This window comes from Aeromonas sp. ZOR0001 (assembly GCF_000801015.1).
GTDB lineage: Bacteria > Pseudomonadota > Gammaproteobacteria > Enterobacterales > Aeromonadaceae > Aeromonas > Aeromonas veronii.
Window position 1 is genome coordinate 38,241 of record NZ_JRJY01000063.1, and the last position, 21,490, is coordinate 59,730.

The following is a 21,490-nucleotide window of genomic DNA, read 5'->3' on the forward strand; positions in this document are numbered from 1 at the left end:
GCGGGCAGCCAGTGGCCGGCACTCAAGGCCAACTTCGTGGCGGATCGTGTGGAAGGTGGCAAGCCGCTCCCCTTCCAGATCCTCAACCTCGATGAGCAAGGCCAACCGGTGGCAGGGGCGGTGAAGGTGCGCCTTATCAACGAGTACCGCGACTACTACTGGCACTACGCCGATGGCGAGGGGTGGAAGTACGAGTTCAACAGCCAGCCTTATCTGGAGCAGGAGCAGACCCTGCAGCTGGATGGCAAGGGGCCGACTTCGTTCACGCTGCAACTGGCGGCGGGCTGGTATCGGTTGGAAGTGGAGAATAGTCAGGGCCATCAATCGAGCCTGCGGGTTGAGATCGGCAGTTACGCCTGGGGCGGCGGTGGCGAGCAGGCGCGGCCTGACAAGATTGCCATCACCCTCGACAAGCGCGCCTATCAGGCGGGCGACAAGGCCAAAGTGACGTTGGTGGCCCCGCGCCCCGGCAAGGGGTTGTTGCTGGTGGAAGATGGCGATGGCCTGCGCTGGTGGCAGCGTATCGAGCTCAAGGGCGCCGCTGGCGATGCCAAGGATGCCCGCGGCGAGTTCGAGATCCCGGTCAGTCCCGAGTGGCAGCGCCATGACTTGCATATCTCGGCCCAGATCGCCGCGCCAGACAGCGCCTCCAAACCGGTCAGCAGCCAGCAGGGGCAGAGCCTGCGCTCGGTCGGGCTGGTGCCGCTCACTCTGGATCGGGAAGCACGCCGTCTGCCGCTTACCCTGAGCGCGCCTGAGAAAGCGGTGCCGCTTACCCGGCTGGAAGTGACCGCAACCTCCACCCCCAATAGCCAAGGCCGTGTGGTGCTGGCGGCGGTGGATCGGGGCGTGCTCAATATCAGCGATTATCAACCCCTCGACCCGTTCGAGATCTTCTTTGGCCGCAAGCGCTTCGCCCAAGATTTGTTCGACAACTACGGCCAGGTGATCCCGCTGCAAGATGGCAAGCTGGCCCGCCTTAACTATGGGGGCGATCGGGCGCCGCTGAAAAAGGGTGGCGCGCTGGAGAGCCGGGTCGAGATAGCTGCGCTCTGGAGCGGCGAGGTGAGTTTTGATGAGAGCGGCAAGGCGGTTATCCCGCTCGAACTGCCCAACTTCAACGGCGAGCTGGCGCTGATGGCGCTGGCCTGGAACGAACAGCAAGTCGGGGAGGCCGAGCGCGCCGTCAAGGTGGTGGCGCCCTTGGTGGCCGAGATCGGCTGGCCGCGCTTTGGCGCCAGAGGCGATGAGACCCGGGCATTGGTGCAGTTGCGCAACATGAGCGGCGAAGATCAGACCCTCTCCCTTGTCTGGACCCTCAACGGTGGGCTCAAGGCAAACGGCGAGCTGCCCGGCACCCTGGCTCTTAAAAATGGCGAAGAGCAGTGGCTGACCCTGCCGCTCACCGTGACCGGGGCGAGCGGCGTGGCGAGCCTGCAGTTGGCGGCCAGCGGCAAGGATTTTGCCATCAGCCGCGACTGGACTTTGCCGCTGCGCTCCCCCTGGCCGGCCGAGACTCGCCAGCGCTACCAGATGCTGGCCTCCGGTCAGCAGATGAGCTTTGCGCCAGCTGAGCTGGCCGGGCTGGATCGTGCCAACCTGCAGGGGCTGCTCAGCCTCTCCGGCACTCCGCCCTGGGATCCGGCAGCCCAGTGGCAGGCGCTGGCCGATTACCCCTATGCCTGTCTGGAGCAGACCTTGTCCCGTGCCTGGCCTTACTTGCTGACCACGGCCGATGAGCGGGCCGCCTGGAGCAAACCCGCAGAGGGCAAGAAAGCGGCGAGCGAGGCGGACGTGCAACGCGCCCTGCTACAGCGGCTGCAGCGGTTGCAACTGCCCAGCGGCGGTTTTGGTCTGTGGGATGGTCGCTCCGACGAGGAGCAGTGGCTCACCGCTTATGCCGCTGACTACCTGCTGGCGCGCAAGGAGGTGGGCGACGCTGTGCCGGAGGCCATGCTCAATCAGGCGCTGAACCGGCTGCAAAGCTATCTCACCGACAGCCAGTATGGCGAGCGCTGGAGCAGTGCCCCCGAGCACAGCCGGTTGGCCTATCAGGCCTACAGCGCCTATGTGCTGGCCCGGGTGGGCAAGGCGCCGCTCGCTACCCTGCGCCTTATCTGGGAGCAGCAGGCTGATCACGCACGCTCCGGTTTGCCGCTCTTGCACCTCTCGCTGGCGCTCTCGGCAATGGGGGATGAGCAGAACGCCGCCAAGGCCCTCAGCCGGGCATTGGCGACCGAGCGCGGGGATGACTATCTCGGAGATTACGGTTCGCAGTTACGCGATGGAGCCCTTGAGCTCTCCTTGCTGCGCCAGCACAAGCTGGCTGCGGAGCGCTGGCCTGATCTCAGCGCCAAGGTGGCCGATACCCTGGCTCACCGTCAGTGGCTCAGCACCCAAGAGCGACTCGCCTTGTTGCGACTCGCACGCTTCGACTCGGCCGTCGACTGGCAGGCTGAGGTGACCTCTTCTCTTGGCAGTGGACCCCTGATCGGTTCGGCTCCGCTACAGCAGGGTGCCCCCGAGGCGCTGGCCGCGAGCGCCATCACCAACGAGGGCAAGGGCTCGCTTTATGTGCAGCGCACTCTGGTCGGCTACCCCGAACAGGCGCCAGCACGGATTAGCAAAGGGATGAGTGTGACCCGCAGCTGGTTCAACGGCGACGGTCAGCGTTTTGACCCGGCCAAAGTGAAGGTGGGGGATCTGGTGGTGGTGCGACTCAACGTCAGCAGCGAATCTGCCGTGCCCGATGCCCTGCTGGTGGAGATGGTGCCCGCTGGCTTCGAGCTGGAGAACCCTGCCCTTGGCAACAGCATCAAGCTGGAAGAGCTCTCCATCGAGGGGAAACCGGCGTGGCAGAGTGAGTGGAACGATTATCTCAAGCATCAGGAGTTTCGCGACGACCGCTACACGGCAGCGCTGGATCTGAGCGAGGGGAGCAACCAGCAACTGGTCTACCTGATGCGGGCGGTGACGCCGGGTCGCTATCAGGTGCCGCCGACCCAGGTGGAGGATATGTACCGCCCCGAGCTGCGTGCCGTGGGTGAGGATATCCATGAGGTGATCATCTCTGAGTAACATTCCCTCCCTTGAGCGGGTTCGCCCGCTCACTTTCTGGCAGCGTGGCTGGCTGAAATTAGTTCGCACTGGCCACGCTTGCTGGCGCTGGCTTGGTCGCCTGCCACGCTGGCTGCTCTTCTCGGTGCTGGGAGTTGTAGCACTGCTCCTGTCATTGCTGGCGCTGGATAGACTCTTCCCGCCGCCACCGCTCGACCCTGCCTACGCACGGGTGGTGCTCGACATGAAGGGACGACCGCTGCGTGCCTTTGCCGATACCAGCGGCGTGTGGCGTTACCCCGTGACCCTGGAGCAGATCTCCCCCCGCTATATCGAGGCGCTGCTGGGCTACGAGGATCGCTACTTCTGGCGTCATCCCGGGGTCAATCCGGTGGCCATGGTGCGCGGGGTCTGGCAGTGGCTGCGCTATGGGCGGGCTGTGTCGGGCGGCTCGACCCTTACCATGCAGGTGGCGCGTCTTATCGAGCCCTACCACCGGAGCGTGCCCGGCAAGCTGCGCCAGATGGCCCGCGCGCTGCAACTGGAGTGGCACTACGACAAGCGCACCCTGCTCACCGTCTACCTCAACCGGGCGCCGTTTGGCGGCAATCTGGAGGGGGTGCAGGCGGCAAGTTTTGCCTATCTCGGCAAGAGTGCGGCCAAGCTGACCTACGCCGAGGCGGCGTTGTTGGCGGTGTTGCCACAGGCTCCCAGCCGCAACCGGCCGGACCGCCATCCCGAGCGGGCCCGCACCGCCCGTGACAAGGTGATGCAGCGGCTGGTAGCGCAAGGCGTCTGGCCCGAACAGGTGTGGCTGGAGGGGCGTATCGAGCCGGTGCTGGCCCGCGGTCACTTCACGCCGATGGAGGCGCCGCTCTTTGCCCGTCTCGCCGCCGACCATCAGGCCGGGGCGCTGGTGCACACCACCATCGACGGGGATCTACAGCGCTGGCTGGAGGGACGGGTGGCGAGCTACATTCGCCGCTTCCCCGAGCAGACCTCAGCGGCGTTGCTCTTGGTAGATAACAAAACCATGGCGGTGCGCGCCTATGTGGGCAGCGCCGAGTATGGCAATTTGCGCCGCCACGGTTATCTGGACATGGTGCAGGCGATTCGCTCTCCCGGCTCTACGCTGAAGCCCTTCATCTACGGTCTGGCCATGGACGAAGGGTTGGTGCACTCGGCCTCTCTGCTCTCTGATGCGCCGAGGCTGGGCTCTGATTATCGCCCCGCCAACTTTTCCGGCGCCTTTCAGGGGCCGGTGACGCTTGCTCAGGCGCTGCAGCAATCCCTCAACGTGCCGGCGGTGCAGGTGCTGGAGGCGCTCGGGCCCGACAAGCTGGTCAGCCGCCTCGACAACGCCGGGGTGAGACTGGCGCTCTCCGACAAACCCAATCCGGCCATCGCGCTGGGGGCGGCTGGCATTCGGCTCGAGCAGCTGGTGGCGCTCTACAGTGCGCTGACCCAGGAGGGGCAGGTGGCGATGCCGGTCTGGCTGGCGGGGCAGCAGGCTGTGTCGCGCCCCTTGCTGAGTCCGGGCGCGGCCTGGATCATCTGGCAAATATTGAGCGCGCAGGGACGGGCGGACCAACCCTTTGCCAGCGAGGCGACCGGCCGGGTCAACCGGCTGGCCTGGAAGACCGGTACCAGCTACGGCTATCGCGACAGCTGGGCCATGGGGGTCTCCGGTCGCTGGACCATCGGCGTCTGGCTGGGGCGCCCCGACGGCACCCCTTTGCCCGGTTTTTACGGGCAGAGCGCGGCGGTGCCGCTGCTGCTTTCGGTCTACTCGCGGCTGGCTGACAACAGCCCTCTGCCGGCACAGCCCAACACGGTGAGCGAAGCCGAGATCTGCTGGCCGCTGGGGCGCAAGGCCAGCGCGACCTTGCCAGAGGCCTGTTTGCAGCGCCAGAGCGCCTGGTTGCTGGAAGGGCGTGATCCCCCCACCTTGCCGGATCCCATGGACTGGCCCTCGCCGCTGCGGCAAGTTGCACTGACCGCCGCGGGCAAGCCGACCCTGGCCCGCTGCCACGATGCGGCAAAATCCGGTTTTCGGGCCCTGTGGCCTTTGTCGTTGGAACCTTGGCGGTCCCCCGGCGAGCGGCGGCAGGCGCTGCTCGCCAGCGGTTGTGCAGGGGAGGGGCAGAGCGCCGAGCTGCAGGCCCCCATTCGCATCGTGGCGCTGGGGGAGGGCAACCTTATCCGCAGTCAGCGTTACCGGTTGCAACCAAAAGTGCTGGGCGGTGTTGGCAAGCCAGCCTGGTTTCTCAACGGCCAGCGGCTGCGCTGGGACGGGGATCAGGTGTTGAGCGTGGCGGGGCGCTATCAGCTGGTGGTGGTGGATGAAGCAGGCAACAGCGATCGCATCGAGTTTCGCGTGGTACATCCTGACGGTGATGCCGGCACCATCACCCGTTGAACGTTTTGTCGACAGTCATTGAGGCGAATGTAATTAACCGTTTGAAATGCATCAATATTTGATTGGGTGAATTAACTTGTGAATAATTACGAATTCATTCAAATCCAATCGGGAGTTCTCTTTTGCTGCGTGTTCTGTGTCCCTTGCTGGTGCTGATGAGTTCGGGCTGTGCCACTACCAATCATGGTGATCACCATGTTTCTCCTGAACGTACCGGGTTCAATTCACCTTTCGAACCCGTTTCCGAGAGTTTTGTACGTTGTTATCAGAAACAGTTTGCCTGTACCCCTGCCAATATCCGCCGTGACAGGGCGATGGAGGCGCGCAGGCAGGCGCAAGAGCAGGCCAATCATCGTGGTGATGATTGGTAGGCCGCAGATAACGAGAGGGGTTGGCAAATGCCAACCCCTTTTTCATTCCGCCCATTCAGCCCGGTTGGCGCAGATGGCCGAGCCGGGTGAAGAAGTGCTGGCTCTTGCGCTGGTGAAAGTGGCTCTTCTTGATGGGATGGAAGATGAGGTTGCTTTCGGGATGGCTTGCTTTTAACTGGTGGAGCATGGCTACGGCGGGCAGGCTGGTGCTGACCAGGGTGGTGAGTGGCATGCTGAGGGTCTCGGGCCCGAGCAGTTGATTGAGCCCTTGCTGAGCCTGCTCAAAGCGGGTCAGGGCCGCCGGGTCGGCATAGCCGCTACCCAGCATGGTGAGCAGGTTGTCGAGGGCCAGATGAAATTCGGCCAACTGCTGGCGAAAGCCGCTGCGCCCGCGCAGGGCAATCAGCTCTGCAAACGGAATGTCGGCCAGGTGAGTGGGCACTTGCAACGGGATCTCGAGGAGGAAGCAATCCTGACCGCCGCGATTGTGGTAGCGGGATTCGAGCAGATGGAGCAGGCGGTCGAGATAGTCGTGATCGGTAATAAGCGCCCCGTCATTGGCGAGTGCCCACTCACGGGCAAGGCGCATGGAGATCAGGTTGGCAAAGCGTCGCGCCATTCTGATCCCCCCCTCATCCCGGGTCGCAAAGCCGTGAGTAAGGCAAAAGCCGTGCAGCCGCTCCAGCCCCACCTGATCCGGGCAGAAGCAGTCGTGGTTGGCCTCCTGACGCCAGCGACCAATCAGCTCCTTGTTGCCAAACACCTTGTGGCGGACGAAATCGGGGGCCACCAGGCCGCTTATCTGGCTCTCCAGTTGCGGGGTAATGGCGGCAAAGAAGGCGGCATCGGGCCGCTCGGCCAGCAGATCGGTCTGCTGTTGAAGGGTATCGAGCAGGGCGGTGAGACCGCTCTTTTCGCTGACGGTGAAGACGAAGGCGAGCCGCTCCAGATAGAGCAGGGCAAATTTGAGCCAGAGCTCGTCGCGTACCTCCATGCCGGGGTAGTAGATGTAGGTCTTCATCGGATCAGTCTGTTGTCAAAAATCTGGCGAGGCGCAGGGTCGGGAATATACGCAAGATTGGCGCTGCACGGCAAACACTGCGTGGGGTAATGTGAGCAAACGCTCATCCAGTAGGCGCTGGCCACAAAGTTCTGATATAATTCGCGCCCTTAAATCAAGGTCACCCGAGTCATTACCATGAAGTTCATTATCAAGCTGTTCCCGGAAATCACCATCAAGAGCAAGTCGGTTCGCCAGCGCTTTATCAAGATCCTGCAGGGCAATATCCGCAATGTCCTGCGCCGCTTCGACGACGATGCCCGCGTACGGATGGATTGGGACAAGCTGATTGTGAGCTCCCGCAATGACCAGTTCCGCGAGCAGGCTATCGAAGCCCTGGCTTGTATTCCGGGCATTCAGGCTTTCCTCGAGGTTCAGGCCAGCAAGTTTACCGATCTGCACGACATCTTCGAGCAGGTGAAAGCCGTATGGGGCGACCAGCTCAAGGGCAAAACCTTCTGCGTGCGCGCCAAGCGCCACGGCAAGCATGAGTTCTCCTCCCTCGAGGTTGAGCGTTACGTGGGCGGTGGATTGAATCAGCACTGCGAAAGCAATGGTGTGCGCCTCAAGAACCCGGATGTGAAGATCAACCTCGAGATCGACGGTGAGGAGCTCTTTATCGTCAGCGCCATCCATCAGGGCCTGAGCGGCATGCCCATCGCGACCCAGGAAGATGTGCTGAGCCTGCTCTCCGGCGGTTTTGACTCCGGCGTGGCGTCGTTCCAGTTCATCAAGCGCGGCTGCCGTGTGCACTACTGCTTCTTCAATCTGGGCGGTGCGGCCCACGAGATCGGCGTCAAGCAGGTGGCCTATCACCTGTGGAACCGTTTCGGCTCCTCCCACCGAGTACGTTTCACCGCGGTGGACTTTGAGCCGGTGGTTGCCGAGATCCTCGAGAAGATCGACAACGGTCAGATGGGCGTGGTGCTCAAGCGGATGATGATGCGTGCTGCCGCCAAGGTGGCCGATGAATTCCAGATCCCGGCGCTGGTGACCGGTGAGTGTGTGGGTCAGGTATCGAGCCAGACTCTCACCAACCTGAACGTGATCGACCGGGTGACCGACAAGGTGATCCTGCGCCCGCTTATCACTTGGGACAAGCCGGATATCATCAGTGAAGCCCGCCGCATCGGCACTTTGGAGTTTGCCGAGACCATGCCGGAGTATTGTGGGGTCATCTCCAAGAAGCCGACCGTGAAGGCCGATTTGGCGCGCATTGAAGAGGAGGAGGGTAACTTCGACTTCGCCATTCTGGACAAGGTGGTAGCCGAGGCCCGTTACCTCGATATCCGCCGTATCGGTGAAGAGACTGCCGCTGAAGTGCAAGAGGTGGAAACGACTCAGGTGCTGGGCGCTGACGAGGTGATCCTGGATATCCGCTCTGCCGATGAACACGACGAGAAGCCGCTGGTGGTGGAAGATCGTGAAGTACTGCATATCCCCTTCTTCAAGCTGGCCACCGCCTTTGGCGATCTGCCCAAAGAGAAGACCTACCTGCTCTACTGTGATCGCGGCGTGATGAGCAAGCTGCAGGCGCTTTACCTGAAAGAGAAAGGCTTTGCCAACGTCAAGGTGTACCGCCCGTAAGCGTGTTTTTCACTTTCAATAAAAAATCCGGCCAATGTGCCGGATTTTTTATTTCACAGAGTGAGCAATGACTATCAGGGACAGGGAACCGGAGTGAAGGAGTCTTGCCCCTGACAACGCCAGCCCATTTCCGCCTCCCGCATCTGCCACAGGTTGTTGCTGCGATAGAGGGTCAGAATGTAGATCATGTCGCTCTTGCTGCCGTCGAGGGCGACTGAGAGCACCAGATCATTGTCCAGTTGCTGGGCATGGATGCGACTGGGCGTGTCACCATGACCGACGAATCGCAGAGCTACCTCACGGTAGTCATTGACCCAGTTTTGCTGTTGATGGCTTGCCTGGCGTATCTGATGGTTGAACTGCTGCACCGGCGCCGAGGCCAGTCGTCCAAATACCACTTGTGCCTCGGCGTGGGCTGCCGTCACGTTCGCCAGGAGGAGGGTGGTAAGCATACCGATTTTGCGCATGAGAAGTTCCGGCTAACAACGACTGCTTCTATGACAACAGAAAAGCCTATTTGGTTCAACGCGCGGCCCACAGCGACATGATGACGCTGTGGGCCTGCTCTCAATTGCGTTGCAGGGAGAAGGTCGGTAGCGAAAGATGCCAGTAGATAGCCGCGACCCGCAGGCCAAACACGGCCGTCATGCAGATGAGCATGGCCGTTACCCTGTCCATGTTTGCCTCCAGCGCCAGGGTATAGAGAATGCCGCCGAGGATACAGGCGGTGGCATAGATCTCTTTTTGCAGCACCATGGGGACCTCCCGCGCCAGTACATCGCGGATCATGCCACCGGCTACCCCGGTCATGGTGCCCATGATCACGGCAATCAGCCCCGGGGTGCCGAAGTTGAGGGCCTTCTGGGCACCGATCACGGTAAAGAGGGCCAGTCCGAAGGCATCCGCCACCGGCAGTACATACCAGGGCATCCTGCGGGGCAGTTTGACCATCCACATACCGATCAGCGCCGTCGCAATGACGACCCAGATATAGAGCGGGTCTCGCACCCAGAATACGGGGGTGGCTCCCAGGATCATGTCACGGATGGTGCCGCCGCCGATGGCAGTGACCGCCGCCAAAACCATGACGCCAAACCCGTCCATTCTGAGTCGGCCAGCCACCAATACCCCTGAAAACGCGAATACCGCAGTACCAAACATGTCGCTGATGTAAACAATCTGCTCAACCAGTGTCTGCATGGAGAACAACTCACGCCAAATTGTTGATGGGGCCGCGATTTTAGGGGCTGGTGAGCCCAATCGCCAACAGTGCTCGACAAAATTGAGAGTCGGGACGGATTTTTTCTCGCAGCACGAACGGTAGTGTCTCGTTTGCCCCCTGCCGTTGGTTAGCTTCAGAAGGTTGAGTCTGTCACTGGTTTTGGCCCGATTTTTTCCTTAAGTATCCCCCCGACCCGCCGATATATAAGGTAAGCGGCGTTAATGCGATGAAGCGTTGAAAAAAATGCTAAAGACATCCAAAAACGAGCCGTTAAATAAGACGCATCGGGCACAGAAAATAATAAAGCCAGAGCAAATAGAAGAGTAAATTTAATAGCTTAGGAGAATAGTCATGGGCCTTTTTATCAACACTAACGTTTCATCACTCAACGCTCAGCGTAATATGATGAACGCGACCAAATCACTGGATACTTCCTACACTCGACTGGCATCTGGTTTGCGTATCAACAGCGCCAAAGATGATGCCGCGGGTCTGCAAATTTCCAACCGCTTGACCTCTCAGATCAACGGTCTGGACCAAGGTAACCGTAACGCTAATGATGGTATCTCTCTGGCACAAACTGCGGAAGGGGCCATGGATGAAGTGACCGGCATGCTGCAGCGTATGCGTACTTTGGCACAACAGTCGGCTAACGGTTCCAACTCTGCCAAGGATCGTGAAGCACTGCAAAAAGAGGTCGATCAACTGGGTGCTGAAATCAACCGTATCTCTACCTCTACCACATTTGCAGGGACCAAACTGTTGGATGGCTCTTTCAGTGGTATTTTTCAGGTGGGAGCCGATGCGAATCAAACTATCAGCTTTAGTCTGAGTCAAAATGCGGGTTTTAGTATCTCGGGTATTGCCGAAGCAGCCAATACAACAATAACAGCGGCGAGTGGCGGTGCTCTGGCTGTTTCCCTCATCTTTACTAGCGGATCTACAGCTGGTGGTATTAGCATCAGTACTCAAACAAATGCTCAAAACGTTTTGGCTGCAACCGATGCCATGTTGGCAGTTGTAGATGGCAAGCGTGCTGAGCTGGGGGCAGTACAGAACCGGATGGATTCGACCATTCGCAACCAAGCCAATATCTCGGAAAACGTCAGCGCAGCTCGTTCCCGTATCCGAGATGCAGACTTTGCCATCGAAACTGCCAATATGACCAAGCAGAATATCCTGCAGCAGGCAGCTTCCAGTATCCTGTCTCAGGCCAACCAGAGACCTCAGTCAGCACTTCAACTGCTGCAAGGCTAACAAAAGAAAACAGGGCGGTTGTTCAGGCCGCCCTGGTCAAGAGATGGAACAAAGGGGTGTTCGGGTCGCACTCTGTTCTATCGGGAGAGATATAATTCTCTACTAGTAATGCCAAGTGTTGTCCAGCTGTTCAGTTCTGTCACGCTTGGTCATATTCTCCTGAGCATATGCTCATCTTTAGGCCGGTTTACCGGCCTCTTTTTATTGTGTCGCCAAATTGACGTCACTATGTCTTAGCATGAACCGTGCCAATGTTCCTCATGCCGTAAACTGGGTCATCATCAGCGGTGAGTTGCTGGGTGATGCTGCTCAATTCATGTTCTGTTGCCGCCAGCCGGATAAAAGTTGCCGCTTTAGGCAACAATTTTCCTAAAGCTTGTCTCTGCGCTGCCGTTAAATAAAGTGAAGCAATCGAGGGGTGTTCGGAATCCAACGTTTGCACTACTGCGGGTGGCCTGTTCGTTCAAACAGACACCCGCCTGAAGAGACAGGAATGTTCAACCTTCTCTTCAAACGGTGGGACGTCGTGCGGTTTTGACGACGCAACCCGCAGTCGCATGTTCTTCGGGAGAATTTATTATGGCCATGTTCATTAACACCAATACGTCATCACTGAACGCCCAGCGTAATTTGATGAATACCACCAAATCTCTGGATACATCATATACCCGTTTGGCATCTGGTTTGCGTATCAACAGCGCAAAAGATGATGCGGCGGGTCTACAGATCTCCAACCGTTTGACTTCCCAGATCAACGGTCTGGATCAGGGTAACCGAAATGCTAACGATGGTATCTCTTTGGCTCAGACTGCCGAAGGGGCCATGGATGAAGTCACCGGCATGCTGCAGCGCATGCGTACGTTGGCTCAGCAATCCGCAAACGGCTCCAACTCAGCTAAAGATCGTGAAGCTTTGCAAAAGGAAGTTGACCAACTTGGCTCTGAAATCAACCGGATTTCGAAAGACACGACTTTTGCCGGTACCAAGCTCTTAGATGGTAACTATAGTGGTATCTTTCAGGTCGGTGCTGATGCTAACCAAACAATCAGTTTCAGTTTGACCCAAAATGCTGGTTTTAGTATCTCTGGTATTGCAGAAGCGGCAAATACAACGGTCACTGCTGCAAGTGGTGGTACTTTGGCCGTGTCACTTATTTTTACTAGTGGATCTACTACGGGTGGCATCAGTATCAGTACTCAGACGAATGCACAGAACGTATTGGCAGCGGTGGATACTATGTTGGGGGTAGTCGATAGCAAACGAGCCGAGCTTGGTGCGGTACAAAACCGATTAGATTCGACTATTCGTAACCAAGCTAATATCGCGGAAAACGTTAGTGCCGCTCGCTCTCGCATCCGTGATGCCGACTTTGCAACCGAGACTGCTAACATGACCAAGCAGAATATTCTGCAACAGGCCGCATCCAGTGTCTTGGCTCAGGCTAACCAGAGACCGCAGTCTGCTCTTTCCCTGCTTGGGTAATGAGTAGACCAAGCTGACTAAGATGGGAGAGATAAGATGGCAACCGAAATAGGCAATCTGTCATCTGCCAATGGCGCTTCCTTACAGCTAAGTGACAAGAGCGGCCAAGTGGCCGCTCAACTGCTTTCTGGCGTGGTAGAGGATGCCGGGACTTTACAGCAGAAAAGTCAGGAGCAGCCCAAGGAAACTGAGCTTCAACAAGTGCATAGTCGGGCAGATATTGAAAAACAGGTACAAAACTTGCAAGAGTTTGGGAAATTGCAAGGATGGACAGTTAATTTCAGCATGGAGAAAGAGTCTGGCCAGATGGTAATAAAGGTAATGGACTCTGATACCCGCACGGTGATCCGCCAGATCCCTACGGAAGAGTTGATTGCTATCCACAAGCGGATCCAGGCGTTGCAGCAAGGTGAAGCAGGGGCAAACCCTAAACGCGGGCTTTTGTTTGATCGCGAGATTTGAATCGAATTGATGAGGAGAAGATAACATGGCCATTACTTCTGCCGGGGCGGGCTCTGGGCTTGATCTTGAGAGTGTGATCTCTGCTAGCGTGGCTGCCAAGAAGGCCCAGCTACAGAAACCCATTTTGACCAAGCAAAACAGCACCCAGATCAGCATATCTGGTATAGGTCAGCTGAAGTCATCCCTCACCGCATTCACTGATATTCTCGATACTTTGAGCAAACCAGGGGCTTTCAACAAGCGAGCCGTCACCATCACCCAAGATAAAGATAACCCGGTGATGAAGGTGGAGAGTAAAAGTGGTGGCTCCAATGGCCAGTACAATATTACAGTCAATAAATTGGCTACCACTAGCCGTGTCGAAGGTGAATTTGCCAGTTCGACTACCCCACTTGTAACTCAAGATGGTCAATTAACTTTTAAAGCTGGTACCAAGGAGTTTAAGGTTGATGTCAAAGCAGGGGATACACTGCAAGACATTCGTAAAAGTATCAATAGCAATGGAGATAACTTCGGTCTTAGTGCAAATATCGTCAATACTGCAGATGGTAAGGCGAAATTTGTTATTGACTCCGGTATATCTGGAGATGGCAACGATTTGGTGATCTCTGGCAATAATTCTGAGCTTGATATATTTGCAACTGGTGCTGCTGGTTCTGTGATGAGCCAGAAGCAAGCTGCTAGTAGTGCTGAAATTACTGTTGATGGTAATACACTGAAAAGTGATACCAATGTGTTTGACGACTCTATTCAGGATTTGAAATTAACAGTTTTACGTGTATCCGATAAAGAGAGTGATGGCACGACTCTGAAATCCAATAAAGTTGCGATAACAACAGATAAAACTGCGATTCAGGATATGGTCAAGCAGTTTATTGATGGTTATAACGCGCTTCAAGATAAAATGGATGCTCTGGGCAAGCGTAATAGTATTGTTGGTGGAGTTCGACAAGATGATGGTGGCGCGCTTGCTGGTGATACGAGCACACGTACCATTAGCAGTTTTATGGCTAATACTGTAACAAATAAAGCAGGTACCAGTACGACTTACTCAACCATCTTCGAAGTAGGTATTAAGATGGACAACAAAGGCAAGTTGTCTCTGGACAAAACAAAATTTGATGAGGCCGTTGATAAAAACTTTGACCAGGTCGTTGGGCTTTTCGGTGGAGAAAAGGGCATTGCTGCAACCTTGAACGCAGGTTTAAAAGAGTATTCCAAGTCTGGCGGTATGCTGGATCAACGTACAGATGTTTTGAATGCTGATCTGCGTAGCTTGAATCAGAAGCAGGCCACATCAAATGTTCAATTGGTTAAATACGAAGCTTCACTACGTGCTCAATATGGTAGCCTGGATGCCTTGTTAGTGAAAATGAATCACTCTGCGTCAGCGCTGCAATCATTACAGATTAATAACAAGAAATAAATTGATATTACGAGGAGTAGGCGATGTACCAGCGTAATCTAAAAGCATATAAGGCAACCAGTGTCGCTGCTGACTTGGCTGTTGCTGATCCTCATCGTGTGATTCAACTCATGATGCAAGGTGTACTTGAGCGTTTGGCTCAAGCCAAAGGGGCAATTGAGCGTCGTGATATGGAAGCAAAATCTACAGCAGTATCGAAAGCTCAGGGGTTATTACATGGTTTGCAGGATGCACTTGATATGAGTCAAGGGGCTATTGCTGAAGATCTATATAGCCTCTATTCCTATATGGATGAACGAATTTGGGATGCGAGCTTGGCATTGGATGCGACCCCGATTGAAGAGGTCATGGCTTTGATGGTAACTATAAAATCTGGTTGGGATCAGTTACCCGAGTCTGCTAAACAACAGGGCTATCAGATGAGACAGCAACTGGGTGAGTTGTAATGACCACTTTAGCCTCTCTGCAACAAGCACTCACAGAAAACTACGAGCAACTTCAATATCTATTAGCCAGAAAAAGCTATGTTGACGCACTGAGCTGTATGGATTACCGGATTTCTTTGATTGATCGTTTGCTACATTTCGTTGAAAGTGAGCCTTCACTGAAACAAGATGCCACTGTACTGGCTACATTACTTTTTCGACAAGAAGAAAGCATGAAAAAAGTGGCATCTGATCACCATCAACTCATTTTCAATAAGTTATCTGCGATCGGGCTAGCGAGTAAAGCAAAACGAATTTATAGTGCGAATCGCAAGGAGTTCTGATGTCGGAAAATATTGATGATATTTTGAAAAAAGCCGAAGGTGTTGCTTTACGACTAAAAGAACGTACAGAGCAAGAAGCTGCCATGTCGGTGGCCTTACCACTTCGTTTCTCTCAGAATATTGCTGCATTTCGTAAGTATATCCCCCATATTGCAGATATGTATGAGTCATATCAACCAATCCGACCATTTCGTTTCTTTTGTAATGAAAATGGCCAGCCAAATATGGCTTGGATTGATGATGATGTCGCGGTATATGGTGATGAACCGTATCTTATTTGTGAGACGTTGGTTAAAGAGTTCATGGATAAAGGAGGCTTATCCAAGTTCTCATTTAGTCAAGAAGCCAATCCACTCGGATTTATGCATGTTGAGTATCTTAATAAACTCAATGCTTATCTTGATGATATTGCTATTCGAGAAGAACCATTAAAAAAAGTACCAACTGAAGTTCCTACCGCACTAGTGTTTGGAGTTGGGTTGGGTTATCACCTTGGTTATCTTTATGAACAATGTAAAATTGGAACTTTATTTCTTTTTGAACCAGATTTAGATCTTTTTTATGCATCTCTTTTTTGTTTCGATTGGGCACCTCTGCTTGATTATCTACATCAAGAGAATCTTGGTTTACATATTCTGTTAGGGCAGGATGAAGAAACTATTTTTAGTGATTTTTCAACAGCAATTCATAAGCGAGGATCTTTTCTTATTGCTAATGCCTTTATTATGTGGGGCTATCAGAATGATCAAATTAAGGAATTGATGGAGAGTATTCAAAAGCAATTTTATTTATTAGTAATGGGATGGGGTTTTTTTGATGATAACCTCATTGCACTTTCTCATGCTGTAGATAATATTCAGCGCTCAGTACCATTTATTAATAATGAGAATAAACTACCAACAAAGTATCAACGCATCCCAATTTTTGTGATCGCTAATGGCCCATCCCTCGATACTTCCCTCCCTGTTATTGAAAAAAATAGAGATAAAGCTATCTTGATCTCTTGCGGTAGTGCTATATCAGCTTTGCATAAAGTTGGTATAAAACCAGATATTCATGTTGAAACAGAACGGACTAAGATTGTCTATGATTTTCTAGCCAACTTGAATGATCCCGATTATCTGAAGGACATTTTCTTTCTTAGCACAGATGTAATTCACCCTTACTGTTCTACGTTATTTGATAATTCTGCTTTGTTTTTTAAGGCTAGTGAGCCAGGTGTTATTCTTTGTCATGTTAACTTCCCTAACTTAAGAAAATATACATCTATTGGCGGAGTCAACCCATTAGTTGGGAATGTTGGTGTGAGTGCACCAGTTCACCTTGGGTTTAAGAATATATATCTGTTTGGTCTTGATAATGGCTACAAGCAAAAAGGGTATCATCATTCAAAGTATAGTGCTTATTATAATAGCAAGGAAGGTGCTGATGCACTTGGTGATTTAATGTATGGAGATAGTCAGTGGCAGCATGAAGGTAACTTTGGTGGTGTCGTAATAAGCAATGCCATGTTTAATACTTCCCGAAGAATAATTGAACAAGTATTAGCTGCGAATGAATATGTTCAGTGTTTTAACTGCAGTGATGGCGCTAAAATTGAAAAAGCAAGAGCACTTCCTGATAGAGAGATCAGTTTTTCAAAAGTAATAGATAAAACAGAGATAATTCAACAAATTATGCAGTTATCTGCCCCTATCCCTTTGTCAAAAGAAGATTTCAAGCCATATCTTGATATTGATTTTTTTGAGGTATTGGTCGATAAAATGATGGGTGAGTGGCAACATGAGTTTTCATCTAGAAATGAAATTAATCAGTTGATGTTGCGCAATATGGGTTATCTCTCACAGATTGCAGTAACTCGACAAAAACATATATCTCAGATCATGATTGGCTCAATGAACTATGTGTTTACTCTATTGAGTTCCATTCTTTACTCTTTTGAGGGAGAGGAGAAAACAATAGAACTGATGAGGCCAGCGATCTGCTTATGGTTAGATTTTTTAGCAAAAGCAAAAGAAATGTATCCAAGATCTTTCGATAGTGTTGATATGGTTGATAATGAAATTATGTCATTTTTTAGAAAGTAATGATGTTTCTGATGTGGTGAACAATGCATTATTCTTTTTGTGGGAGGCTAATGCCTCCCTTTTTTATTATTAATTTGGGTGGGGATATGGATTTTTTGCATCAAGAAGCTGCGAGTCTTTTTTCAATAGTTGAACAGAAACCAATGCATCTGGTTCCAGCTCGTGAGTACCATCATGATGCATGACGTGCTCAAATACTCGACAATAACTTGGGTGCCAACTGAACATATTACTGTAATTCATTTTATAGCTAAATAGATTGGCATGATGTTGGTAGTCATTTCGATAGTGCCCTGTCGGAGGACAAAAATCGTAAACAGCCATTACGCCCTTGTCTACGAGCAATCTGTCACTATTAGCCGCAATGGTGAACAAATCCTGTGGGTCGCATAGATATAAACAAAAACCGAAAATAATCAGATCGACAGGTTTAATATCAGGTAAACCATCTGCAGTTCCAACGCTTAGATTTAATTTGGGATAGCTCTTAGCCCCATCCTCAATCGCTGTTTGTGATGGATCTATTCCATAGCAGGTGGCACCATAATAATTAGCCAGCTGTGCCAATCGCCAACCATTGGCGCAGCCAATTTCAAGAATTCTTTTCGGTTGGTAGCCGATGTTTTGTAGTGCTATGAATATGGGATCATTACTCAGCGATTTTTGATTGATGCAGAATTTATTCCTCTCATACCATGCATCAGCCTCTTCTTTCATGAATACGCTTTTTTGTTTCATATAACATACCTTGTAATATGAGTGTTATAACTTAATTCTTTAAGGTTTTATAAGAAATCATCGAGATGAACGGCTTTTCCACGCTTAATATCTTGGCGAGCTTTTTTCCCTAATATTACTGGCAATGCTTCAGGTGGCAACCCATAGCCTGGCCGGATCCGTCGGATGTGTTCCGGCTTTATGATGGTGCCCGCAGGGATGTCAGTAACAAAATACAAAGAACGACGAAATCTCAGGTTTGCCTGTTCAGCATGGTTACCACCACTTTCTCCGGACCCCACAGCTTGCCAGCAGAGTTTTGCCTGGCTACAGAGTTCTTTCAGTTCATGTGGTTCAATGGAGAACTCGGCATCCGGGCCGCCATCAGCGCGAGCCAAGGTCAGGTGTTTCTCTATGGCTACAGCGCCCAATGCTATTGCCAGCTGAGCGGCGGTATTTCCCAGCGTGTGATCAGAGAGACCAACGGGTACTGAAAATGTCTCTGCCAAGCGGGTAATCCGCTTGAGATTGATATCAGCAAGAGGGGTTGGGTAGCCACTGACGCAATGAAGTAGCAGGATCTGTGGGCAGCCATTTTCACGCAAAATGGTCAGGGCCTTGGCAATTTCAATTTCATTCGACATGCCAGAAGAGATAATGACCGGCTTTCCTTGCTGAGCTATGTAGCTGAGCAGGGGAAGGTCGGTAATTTCGAATGAGGCAATTTTGTATGCGGGAGTACCCAGTTCTTCCAAAAAATCAACAGCACTCTCATCGAAGGGAGTTGAAAAAATGGTCAATCCGCGTGACTTCGCTCGTTCAAAGAGAGGTCGGTGCCATTCCCACGGGGTATGTGCCAGGGTGTAAAGCTCGTAAAGTGTATAACCATTCCATAATCCGCCCTCGATGTGAAAGTCGGGCAGATCACAGTTGAGTGTCATAGTGTCGGCTGTATAGGTCTGTAGTTTGATTGCATCAGCACCAGCATCAGCTGCAGCATCTACTAATGCTAATGCTCTGCCTAGATCCCCGTTATGATTACCAGATAATTCGGCAATAATGTAAGGTGGGGAATTCTGATCAATCAGACGGCCATTTATTGAGAAAGGAATCATAGATAAATACTCACGTGGTCTATTTATATTTGTTAATTTATCTTTTTTTTAAGAAAAATTCCATAATTGCAACAGAAATAGAGGATATGTTTTGTCTTTCCATTGCAATAAAATCAATAATTATGCTCCTAGGGATAAAAATAATTGATTCATACTCAAAAGAGCGGACTGTTGTAAAGCAGTGATTAATCGTATCTTGGCTTGCATCGCTATACATATAAACACCAATATCTAGCACAGATGCTTCATGGTCAATAACATAGCAAAAAGGAGTTATTGTGCGAAGCATATCTGGGTTTATCCCCATTTCTTCATATAGCTCAGTCAGCAATTGTTGCTTGAAGTCATATATATTCAGGTTGTTTGTTATGGACGCATCTAACCCACCACTTGGTACTAACTCCCAGAGTTCTGCATCTTGGGTTGTGAATTTGGCTCGTTTTCCAAAAACAAAACCATCTTTACATTCCAGAATGCCAGAAACTGCAATGGGCATTATTTGAATTTTTTCAAGAAGCCCCGGATGGCTTTTTTTTGAAAAGAAAAATTTGTAATTATCGATGACTGATGTAATTTTGTTTGATGAGTCTGATATGCAAGAGAGTATACTTCCATCGAAAAGGCGACTGTTTTTTCTTTGCGCTTCACGCCAAATTTTATCGACTATAGTAAGCAGTGCATCATCATGTTTAGCTCGATCTCTTTCTATGAGAAGCACTGCGTTATCTGAAAGCTCATGCACGCTTAGCATATTATATCTTCCCTTAAAGTGGAATCTTATGCTATCTTAACAGATAGTATGTATGGAGGTAAACTTATGAAAGATAAGTTTGATTTGATTCAGATTCATGAGCATTGGAAAAATTGGGCTATTACCTATGGCACCGAGCTCCGGGCTACCACTAAAACGGGAACAGCAAAACTAATCGAGTTGGCTGAATTAAAAAAAGCCATTTCATCTTTGAAAGAGTCGCTCCCAATTAACTCGAGAATCTTGGAGATCGGTTGTGGCAATGGTCACAATATTTTTTCTTTGTATGAAGTCTTTCCTAATTATAGATACCAGGGGATAGATTTTATTGAAGAAATGATTATGTCGGCGGAGCAACTTAGGCAAAGCAAACTAATCGATAGTGAATCAATATGTTTTAATGTGGGTAATGTTCTCAATTTGGAATGTCCGGTTGAGAAATACGACTTAATTTTTACTGTTCGATGCTTGATAAACCTAAATACAGACTCGCTGCAAATGAAAGCCATTGCTAATATAGCAGAAAAAATAAAATCAGGTGGGTATTTTTTGATGCTTGAAAATTCTATAGGCTCTTACTCGAGACAAAATCATTTGCGAACACTTGTTGGTCTTGAGGAGAGAGAACCAGCGGAATTTAATCATTTTATGAATGAAAAGCTGGTTCATGATGAATTAAAATCGTTGGGTTTCGTTGAAATTAAAAACAGCTGTTTCTCAACATTGCATGATATCGTTCTTTATGTTCTTCTGCCCATGATTAATGGTGGCAAAGTCGACTATGAAAACCCCATGGTTGAAGCTGCTGCAAAATTATCATGTGCTCTAACTGAAGATAACTATGGAATGTTAGGAGATTATGGCCAAAACAGATTGTATCTATATAAAAAACAATAATGTTTTGTCAAGGTAAATGCATGAAAGGGATTTTTTTTGACTTTGATGGAACATTGGTTCAAAGTTTGGAGTCAATGTTTCATGTTTATTCTTTATTCCTGTCTCGAAGGGGAGAACCGGCGTCTAAAATTGAATTTGAAAAGTTAAATGGGCCTCCTTTAATCGAGGTTGTTCGTTGTCTAAAGGAGTGGCGCAATTTACCTGAAAGCAATCAATTATTGCTTGCTGAGTATAATGATTTGATAGATGAATCATATATTAATTCTCCCCCTAGTGTAGGGGCGATAAAGTTGATTCATGAGGCGGTGAAGCATTCGTATCGTTTAGTTATAGTGACATCGAATAAGAGAAGTAGAGTTGAGGCATGGTTAGCTCTGAATGGCTTGACGGACACCTTCTATTTAATTATCGATGGCGAAGATGTTCGTAATGGGAAGCCTCATCCTGAACCATATCTGCTTGCACTGAAAAAATCGCGGTTGTGTCCTAGCAATGTTGTTGCGGTGGAGGATTCTATCCAAGGTGCTACATCTGCTCTCCAGGCAGGTCTAGTTACTTATTTACTTACAGACACGTTGGATATTCCACAAGAAAAGAATGACTTTAAATGCATTCGTTCTCTATCAGATTTGACAATTTCATTATTTAGTGAAAAGTAATTGTGGTTTTGAGTGGTAAATATATTCAGGGGTAAATGAATTATTTCAATGTAATTATTGAAGTCTGTTATGTAACATATACAAGTTAACTAAATAGTGTGTATGGAGATGGTATTCACCTGACAGTTGCCCACAAAAGGGAGTGGTCATAC

General features: G+C 51.2%; 20 protein-coding genes. 13 read left to right on the plus strand and 7 right to left on the minus strand.

Annotation, left to right across the window (positions count from 1 at the left end; translation table 11 throughout):
• From L972_RS21830 to L972_RS20715, 3 genes are all read left to right on the plus strand, one after another.
• Nucleotides 1-3,078 (plus strand): alpha-2-macroglobulin family protein (locus L972_RS21830; RefSeq protein WP_047437473.1); only part of this gene is annotated, 3,078 nt, incomplete at its 5' end.
• 52 nt (nt 3,079-3,130) lie between these two features.
• Nucleotides 3,131-5,476 (plus strand): penicillin-binding protein 1C, encoded by a 2,346-nt coding sequence (gene pbpC / locus L972_RS08175; RefSeq protein WP_231560910.1) that lies wholly within the window; start codon nt 3,131-3,133, stop codon nt 5,474-5,476.
• A 122-nt stretch (nt 5,477-5,598) separates the two neighbouring features.
• Complete coding sequence (locus L972_RS20715) at nt 5,599-5,847, plus strand: hypothetical protein (RefSeq protein ID WP_081990707.1); 249 nt, start codon at nt 5,599-5,601, stop codon at nt 5,845-5,847.
• 55 nt (nt 5,848-5,902) lie between these two features.
• Here the strand turns inward: L972_RS20715 and L972_RS08180 are convergent, their stop codons facing one another.
• Nucleotides 5,903-6,868: a hypothetical protein gene (locus L972_RS08180; protein WP_047437424.1), complete on the minus strand. Its 966-nt coding sequence runs from the start codon at nt 6,866-6,868 to the stop codon at nt 5,903-5,905.
• A 177-nt stretch (nt 6,869-7,045) separates the two neighbouring features.
• Between L972_RS08180 and thiI the strand changes: the two genes are divergently transcribed.
• Nucleotides 7,046-8,494 (plus strand): tRNA uracil 4-sulfurtransferase ThiI, encoded by a 1,449-nt coding sequence (gene thiI, locus L972_RS08185; protein WP_047437428.1) that lies wholly within the window; start codon nt 7,046-7,048, stop codon nt 8,492-8,494.
• Nucleotides 8,495-8,568: 74 nt separating this feature from the next.
• Here thiI and L972_RS08190 read toward each other — a convergent pair whose 3' ends face one another.
• Both L972_RS08190 and L972_RS08195 read right to left on the minus strand, forming a co-directional pair.
• Nucleotides 8,569-8,961, minus strand: coding sequence for a hypothetical protein (locus L972_RS08190; protein ID WP_047437431.1), 393 nt, complete (start codon nt 8,959-8,961; stop codon nt 8,569-8,571).
• A gap of 100 nt (nt 8,962-9,061) precedes the next feature.
• Nucleotides 9,062-9,694: a trimeric intracellular cation channel family protein gene (locus L972_RS08195; RefSeq protein ID WP_005333975.1), complete on the minus strand. Its 633-nt coding sequence runs from the start codon at nt 9,692-9,694 to the stop codon at nt 9,062-9,064.
• A 373-nt stretch (nt 9,695-10,067) separates the two neighbouring features.
• Between L972_RS08195 and L972_RS08200 the strand changes: the two genes are divergently transcribed.
• Entirely contained in the window at nt 10,068-10,973 is a 906-nt protein-coding gene (locus L972_RS08200; RefSeq protein WP_047437434.1) for a flagellin N-terminal helical domain-containing protein, read from the plus strand.
• Between the two features lie 226 nt (nt 10,974-11,199).
• Here the strand turns inward: L972_RS08200 and L972_RS21380 are convergent, their stop codons facing one another.
• The gene (locus tag L972_RS21380; RefSeq protein ID WP_139714588.1) at nt 11,200-11,406 is read right to left on the minus strand and encodes a hypothetical protein; all 207 of its coding nucleotides are present in this window, start codon (nt 11,404-11,406) and stop codon (nt 11,200-11,202) included.
• Nucleotides 11,407-11,552: 146 nt separating this feature from the next.
• On the opposite strand from L972_RS21380, the gene L972_RS08205 reads away from it, so the two are divergent.
• From L972_RS08205 to L972_RS08230, 6 genes are read left to right on the plus strand one after another with little or no spacing between them, the layout of a single operon-like run.
• Nucleotides 11,553-12,455, plus strand: a complete 903-nt coding sequence (locus L972_RS08205; RefSeq protein WP_047437437.1) for a flagellin N-terminal helical domain-containing protein — start codon at nt 11,553-11,555, stop codon at nt 12,453-12,455.
• Nucleotides 12,456-12,491: 36 nt separating this feature from the next.
• Nucleotides 12,492-12,917 carry a flagellar protein FlaG gene (locus L972_RS08210; protein ID WP_047437440.1) on the plus strand — a complete coding sequence of 142 codons (426 nt, stop codon included), beginning with the start codon at nt 12,492-12,494 and terminating at the stop codon, nt 12,915-12,917.
• Nucleotides 12,918-12,942: 25 nt separating this feature from the next.
• A complete protein-coding gene (fliD, locus tag L972_RS08215) occupies nt 12,943-14,343 on the plus strand; it encodes a flagellar filament capping protein FliD (RefSeq protein ID WP_047437442.1) in 1,401 nt (466 codons plus the stop codon).
• A gap of 23 nt (nt 14,344-14,366) precedes the next feature.
• Nucleotides 14,367-14,789, plus strand: coding sequence for a flagellar export chaperone FliS (fliS, locus tag L972_RS08220; RefSeq protein ID WP_047437446.1), 423 nt, complete (start codon nt 14,367-14,369; stop codon nt 14,787-14,789).
• Nucleotides 14,789-15,112: a hypothetical protein gene (locus L972_RS08225; protein WP_047437449.1), complete on the plus strand. Its 324-nt coding sequence runs from the start codon at nt 14,789-14,791 to the stop codon at nt 15,110-15,112. The genes fliS and L972_RS08225 overlap by 1 nt, the downstream gene beginning before the upstream one ends.
• Nucleotides 15,112-17,199, plus strand: coding sequence for a motility associated factor glycosyltransferase family protein (locus tag L972_RS08230; protein ID WP_047437453.1), 2,088 nt, complete (start codon nt 15,112-15,114; stop codon nt 17,197-17,199). Before L972_RS08225 ends, L972_RS08230 begins: the two co-directional genes overlap by 1 nt.
• Nucleotides 17,200-17,268: 69 nt before the next feature.
• On the opposite strand, the gene L972_RS20720 is transcribed toward L972_RS08230, so the two are convergent.
• Genes L972_RS20720 through L972_RS08240 form a run of 3 tightly spaced genes read right to left on the minus strand, consistent with a single transcriptional unit; the run spans nt 17,269 to nt 19,782 of the window.
• Nucleotides 17,269-17,937, minus strand: a complete 669-nt coding sequence (locus L972_RS20720) for a class I SAM-dependent methyltransferase (protein ID WP_081990708.1) — start codon at nt 17,935-17,937, stop codon at nt 17,269-17,271.
• A 47-nt stretch (nt 17,938-17,984) separates the two neighbouring features.
• On the minus strand, nt 17,985-19,031 hold the full coding sequence (gene pseI, locus L972_RS08235; protein ID WP_047437456.1) for a pseudaminic acid synthase: 1,047 nt from the start codon (nt 19,029-19,031) through the stop codon (nt 17,985-17,987).
• A 37-nt stretch (nt 19,032-19,068) separates the two neighbouring features.
• On the minus strand, nt 19,069-19,782 hold the full coding sequence (locus L972_RS08240; RefSeq protein WP_047437459.1) for a hypothetical protein: 714 nt from the start codon (nt 19,780-19,782) through the stop codon (nt 19,069-19,071).
• 66 nt (nt 19,783-19,848) lie between these two features.
• Here L972_RS08240 and L972_RS08245 point away from each other — a divergent pair, with 66 nt between their 5' ends.
• Together L972_RS08245 and L972_RS20725 are read left to right on the plus strand one after the other, a co-directional pair.
• Nucleotides 19,849-20,679, plus strand: coding sequence for a class I SAM-dependent methyltransferase (locus L972_RS08245; protein ID WP_047437462.1), 831 nt, complete (start codon nt 19,849-19,851; stop codon nt 20,677-20,679).
• A gap of 20 nt (nt 20,680-20,699) precedes the next feature.
• Nucleotides 20,700-21,338: an HAD family hydrolase gene (locus L972_RS20725; RefSeq protein WP_162504336.1), complete on the plus strand. Its 639-nt coding sequence runs from the start codon at nt 20,700-20,702 to the stop codon at nt 21,336-21,338.
• The last annotated feature ends 152 nt before the right edge of the window (nt 21,339-21,490 follow it).

Excerpts from the sequence above, each read along its gene's own strand:
- L972_RS08180 (WP_047437424.1), bottom strand. The coding sequence starts at position 6,868 with ATGAAGACCTACATCTACTACCCCGGCATGGAGGTACGCGACGAGCTC.
- thiI (WP_047437428.1), top strand. The coding sequence starts at position 7,046 with ATGAAGTTCATTATCAAGCTGTTCCCGGAAATCACCATCAAGAGCAAG.
- L972_RS08190 (WP_047437431.1), bottom strand. The coding sequence starts at position 8,961 with ATGCGCAAAATCGGTATGCTTACCACCCTCCTCCTGGCGAACGTGACG.
- L972_RS08195 (WP_005333975.1), bottom strand. The coding sequence starts at position 9,694 with ATGCAGACACTGGTTGAGCAGATTGTTTACATCAGCGACATGTTTGGT.
- L972_RS08200 (WP_047437434.1), top strand. The coding sequence starts at position 10,068 with ATGGGCCTTTTTATCAACACTAACGTTTCATCACTCAACGCTCAGCGT.
- L972_RS08205 (WP_047437437.1), top strand. The coding sequence starts at position 11,553 with ATGGCCATGTTCATTAACACCAATACGTCATCACTGAACGCCCAGCGT.
- L972_RS08210 (WP_047437440.1), top strand. The coding sequence starts at position 12,492 with ATGGCAACCGAAATAGGCAATCTGTCATCTGCCAATGGCGCTTCCTTA.
- fliD (WP_047437442.1), top strand. The coding sequence starts at position 12,943 with ATGGCCATTACTTCTGCCGGGGCGGGCTCTGGGCTTGATCTTGAGAGT.
- fliS (WP_047437446.1), top strand. The coding sequence starts at position 14,367 with ATGTACCAGCGTAATCTAAAAGCATATAAGGCAACCAGTGTCGCTGCT.
- L972_RS08225 (WP_047437449.1), top strand. The coding sequence starts at position 14,789 with ATGACCACTTTAGCCTCTCTGCAACAAGCACTCACAGAAAACTACGAG.
- L972_RS08230 (WP_047437453.1), top strand. The coding sequence starts at position 15,112 with ATGTCGGAAAATATTGATGATATTTTGAAAAAAGCCGAAGGTGTTGCT.
- L972_RS20720 (WP_081990708.1), bottom strand. The coding sequence starts at position 17,937 with ATGAAACAAAAAAGCGTATTCATGAAAGAAGAGGCTGATGCATGGTAT.
- pseI (WP_047437456.1), bottom strand. The coding sequence starts at position 19,031 with ATGATTCCTTTCTCAATAAATGGCCGTCTGATTGATCAGAATTCCCCA.
- L972_RS08240 (WP_047437459.1), bottom strand. The coding sequence starts at position 19,782 with ATGCTAAGCGTGCATGAGCTTTCAGATAACGCAGTGCTTCTCATAGAA.
- L972_RS08245 (WP_047437462.1), top strand. The coding sequence starts at position 19,849 with ATGAAAGATAAGTTTGATTTGATTCAGATTCATGAGCATTGGAAAAAT.
- L972_RS20725 (WP_162504336.1), top strand. The coding sequence starts at position 20,700 with ATGAAAGGGATTTTTTTTGACTTTGATGGAACATTGGTTCAAAGTTTG.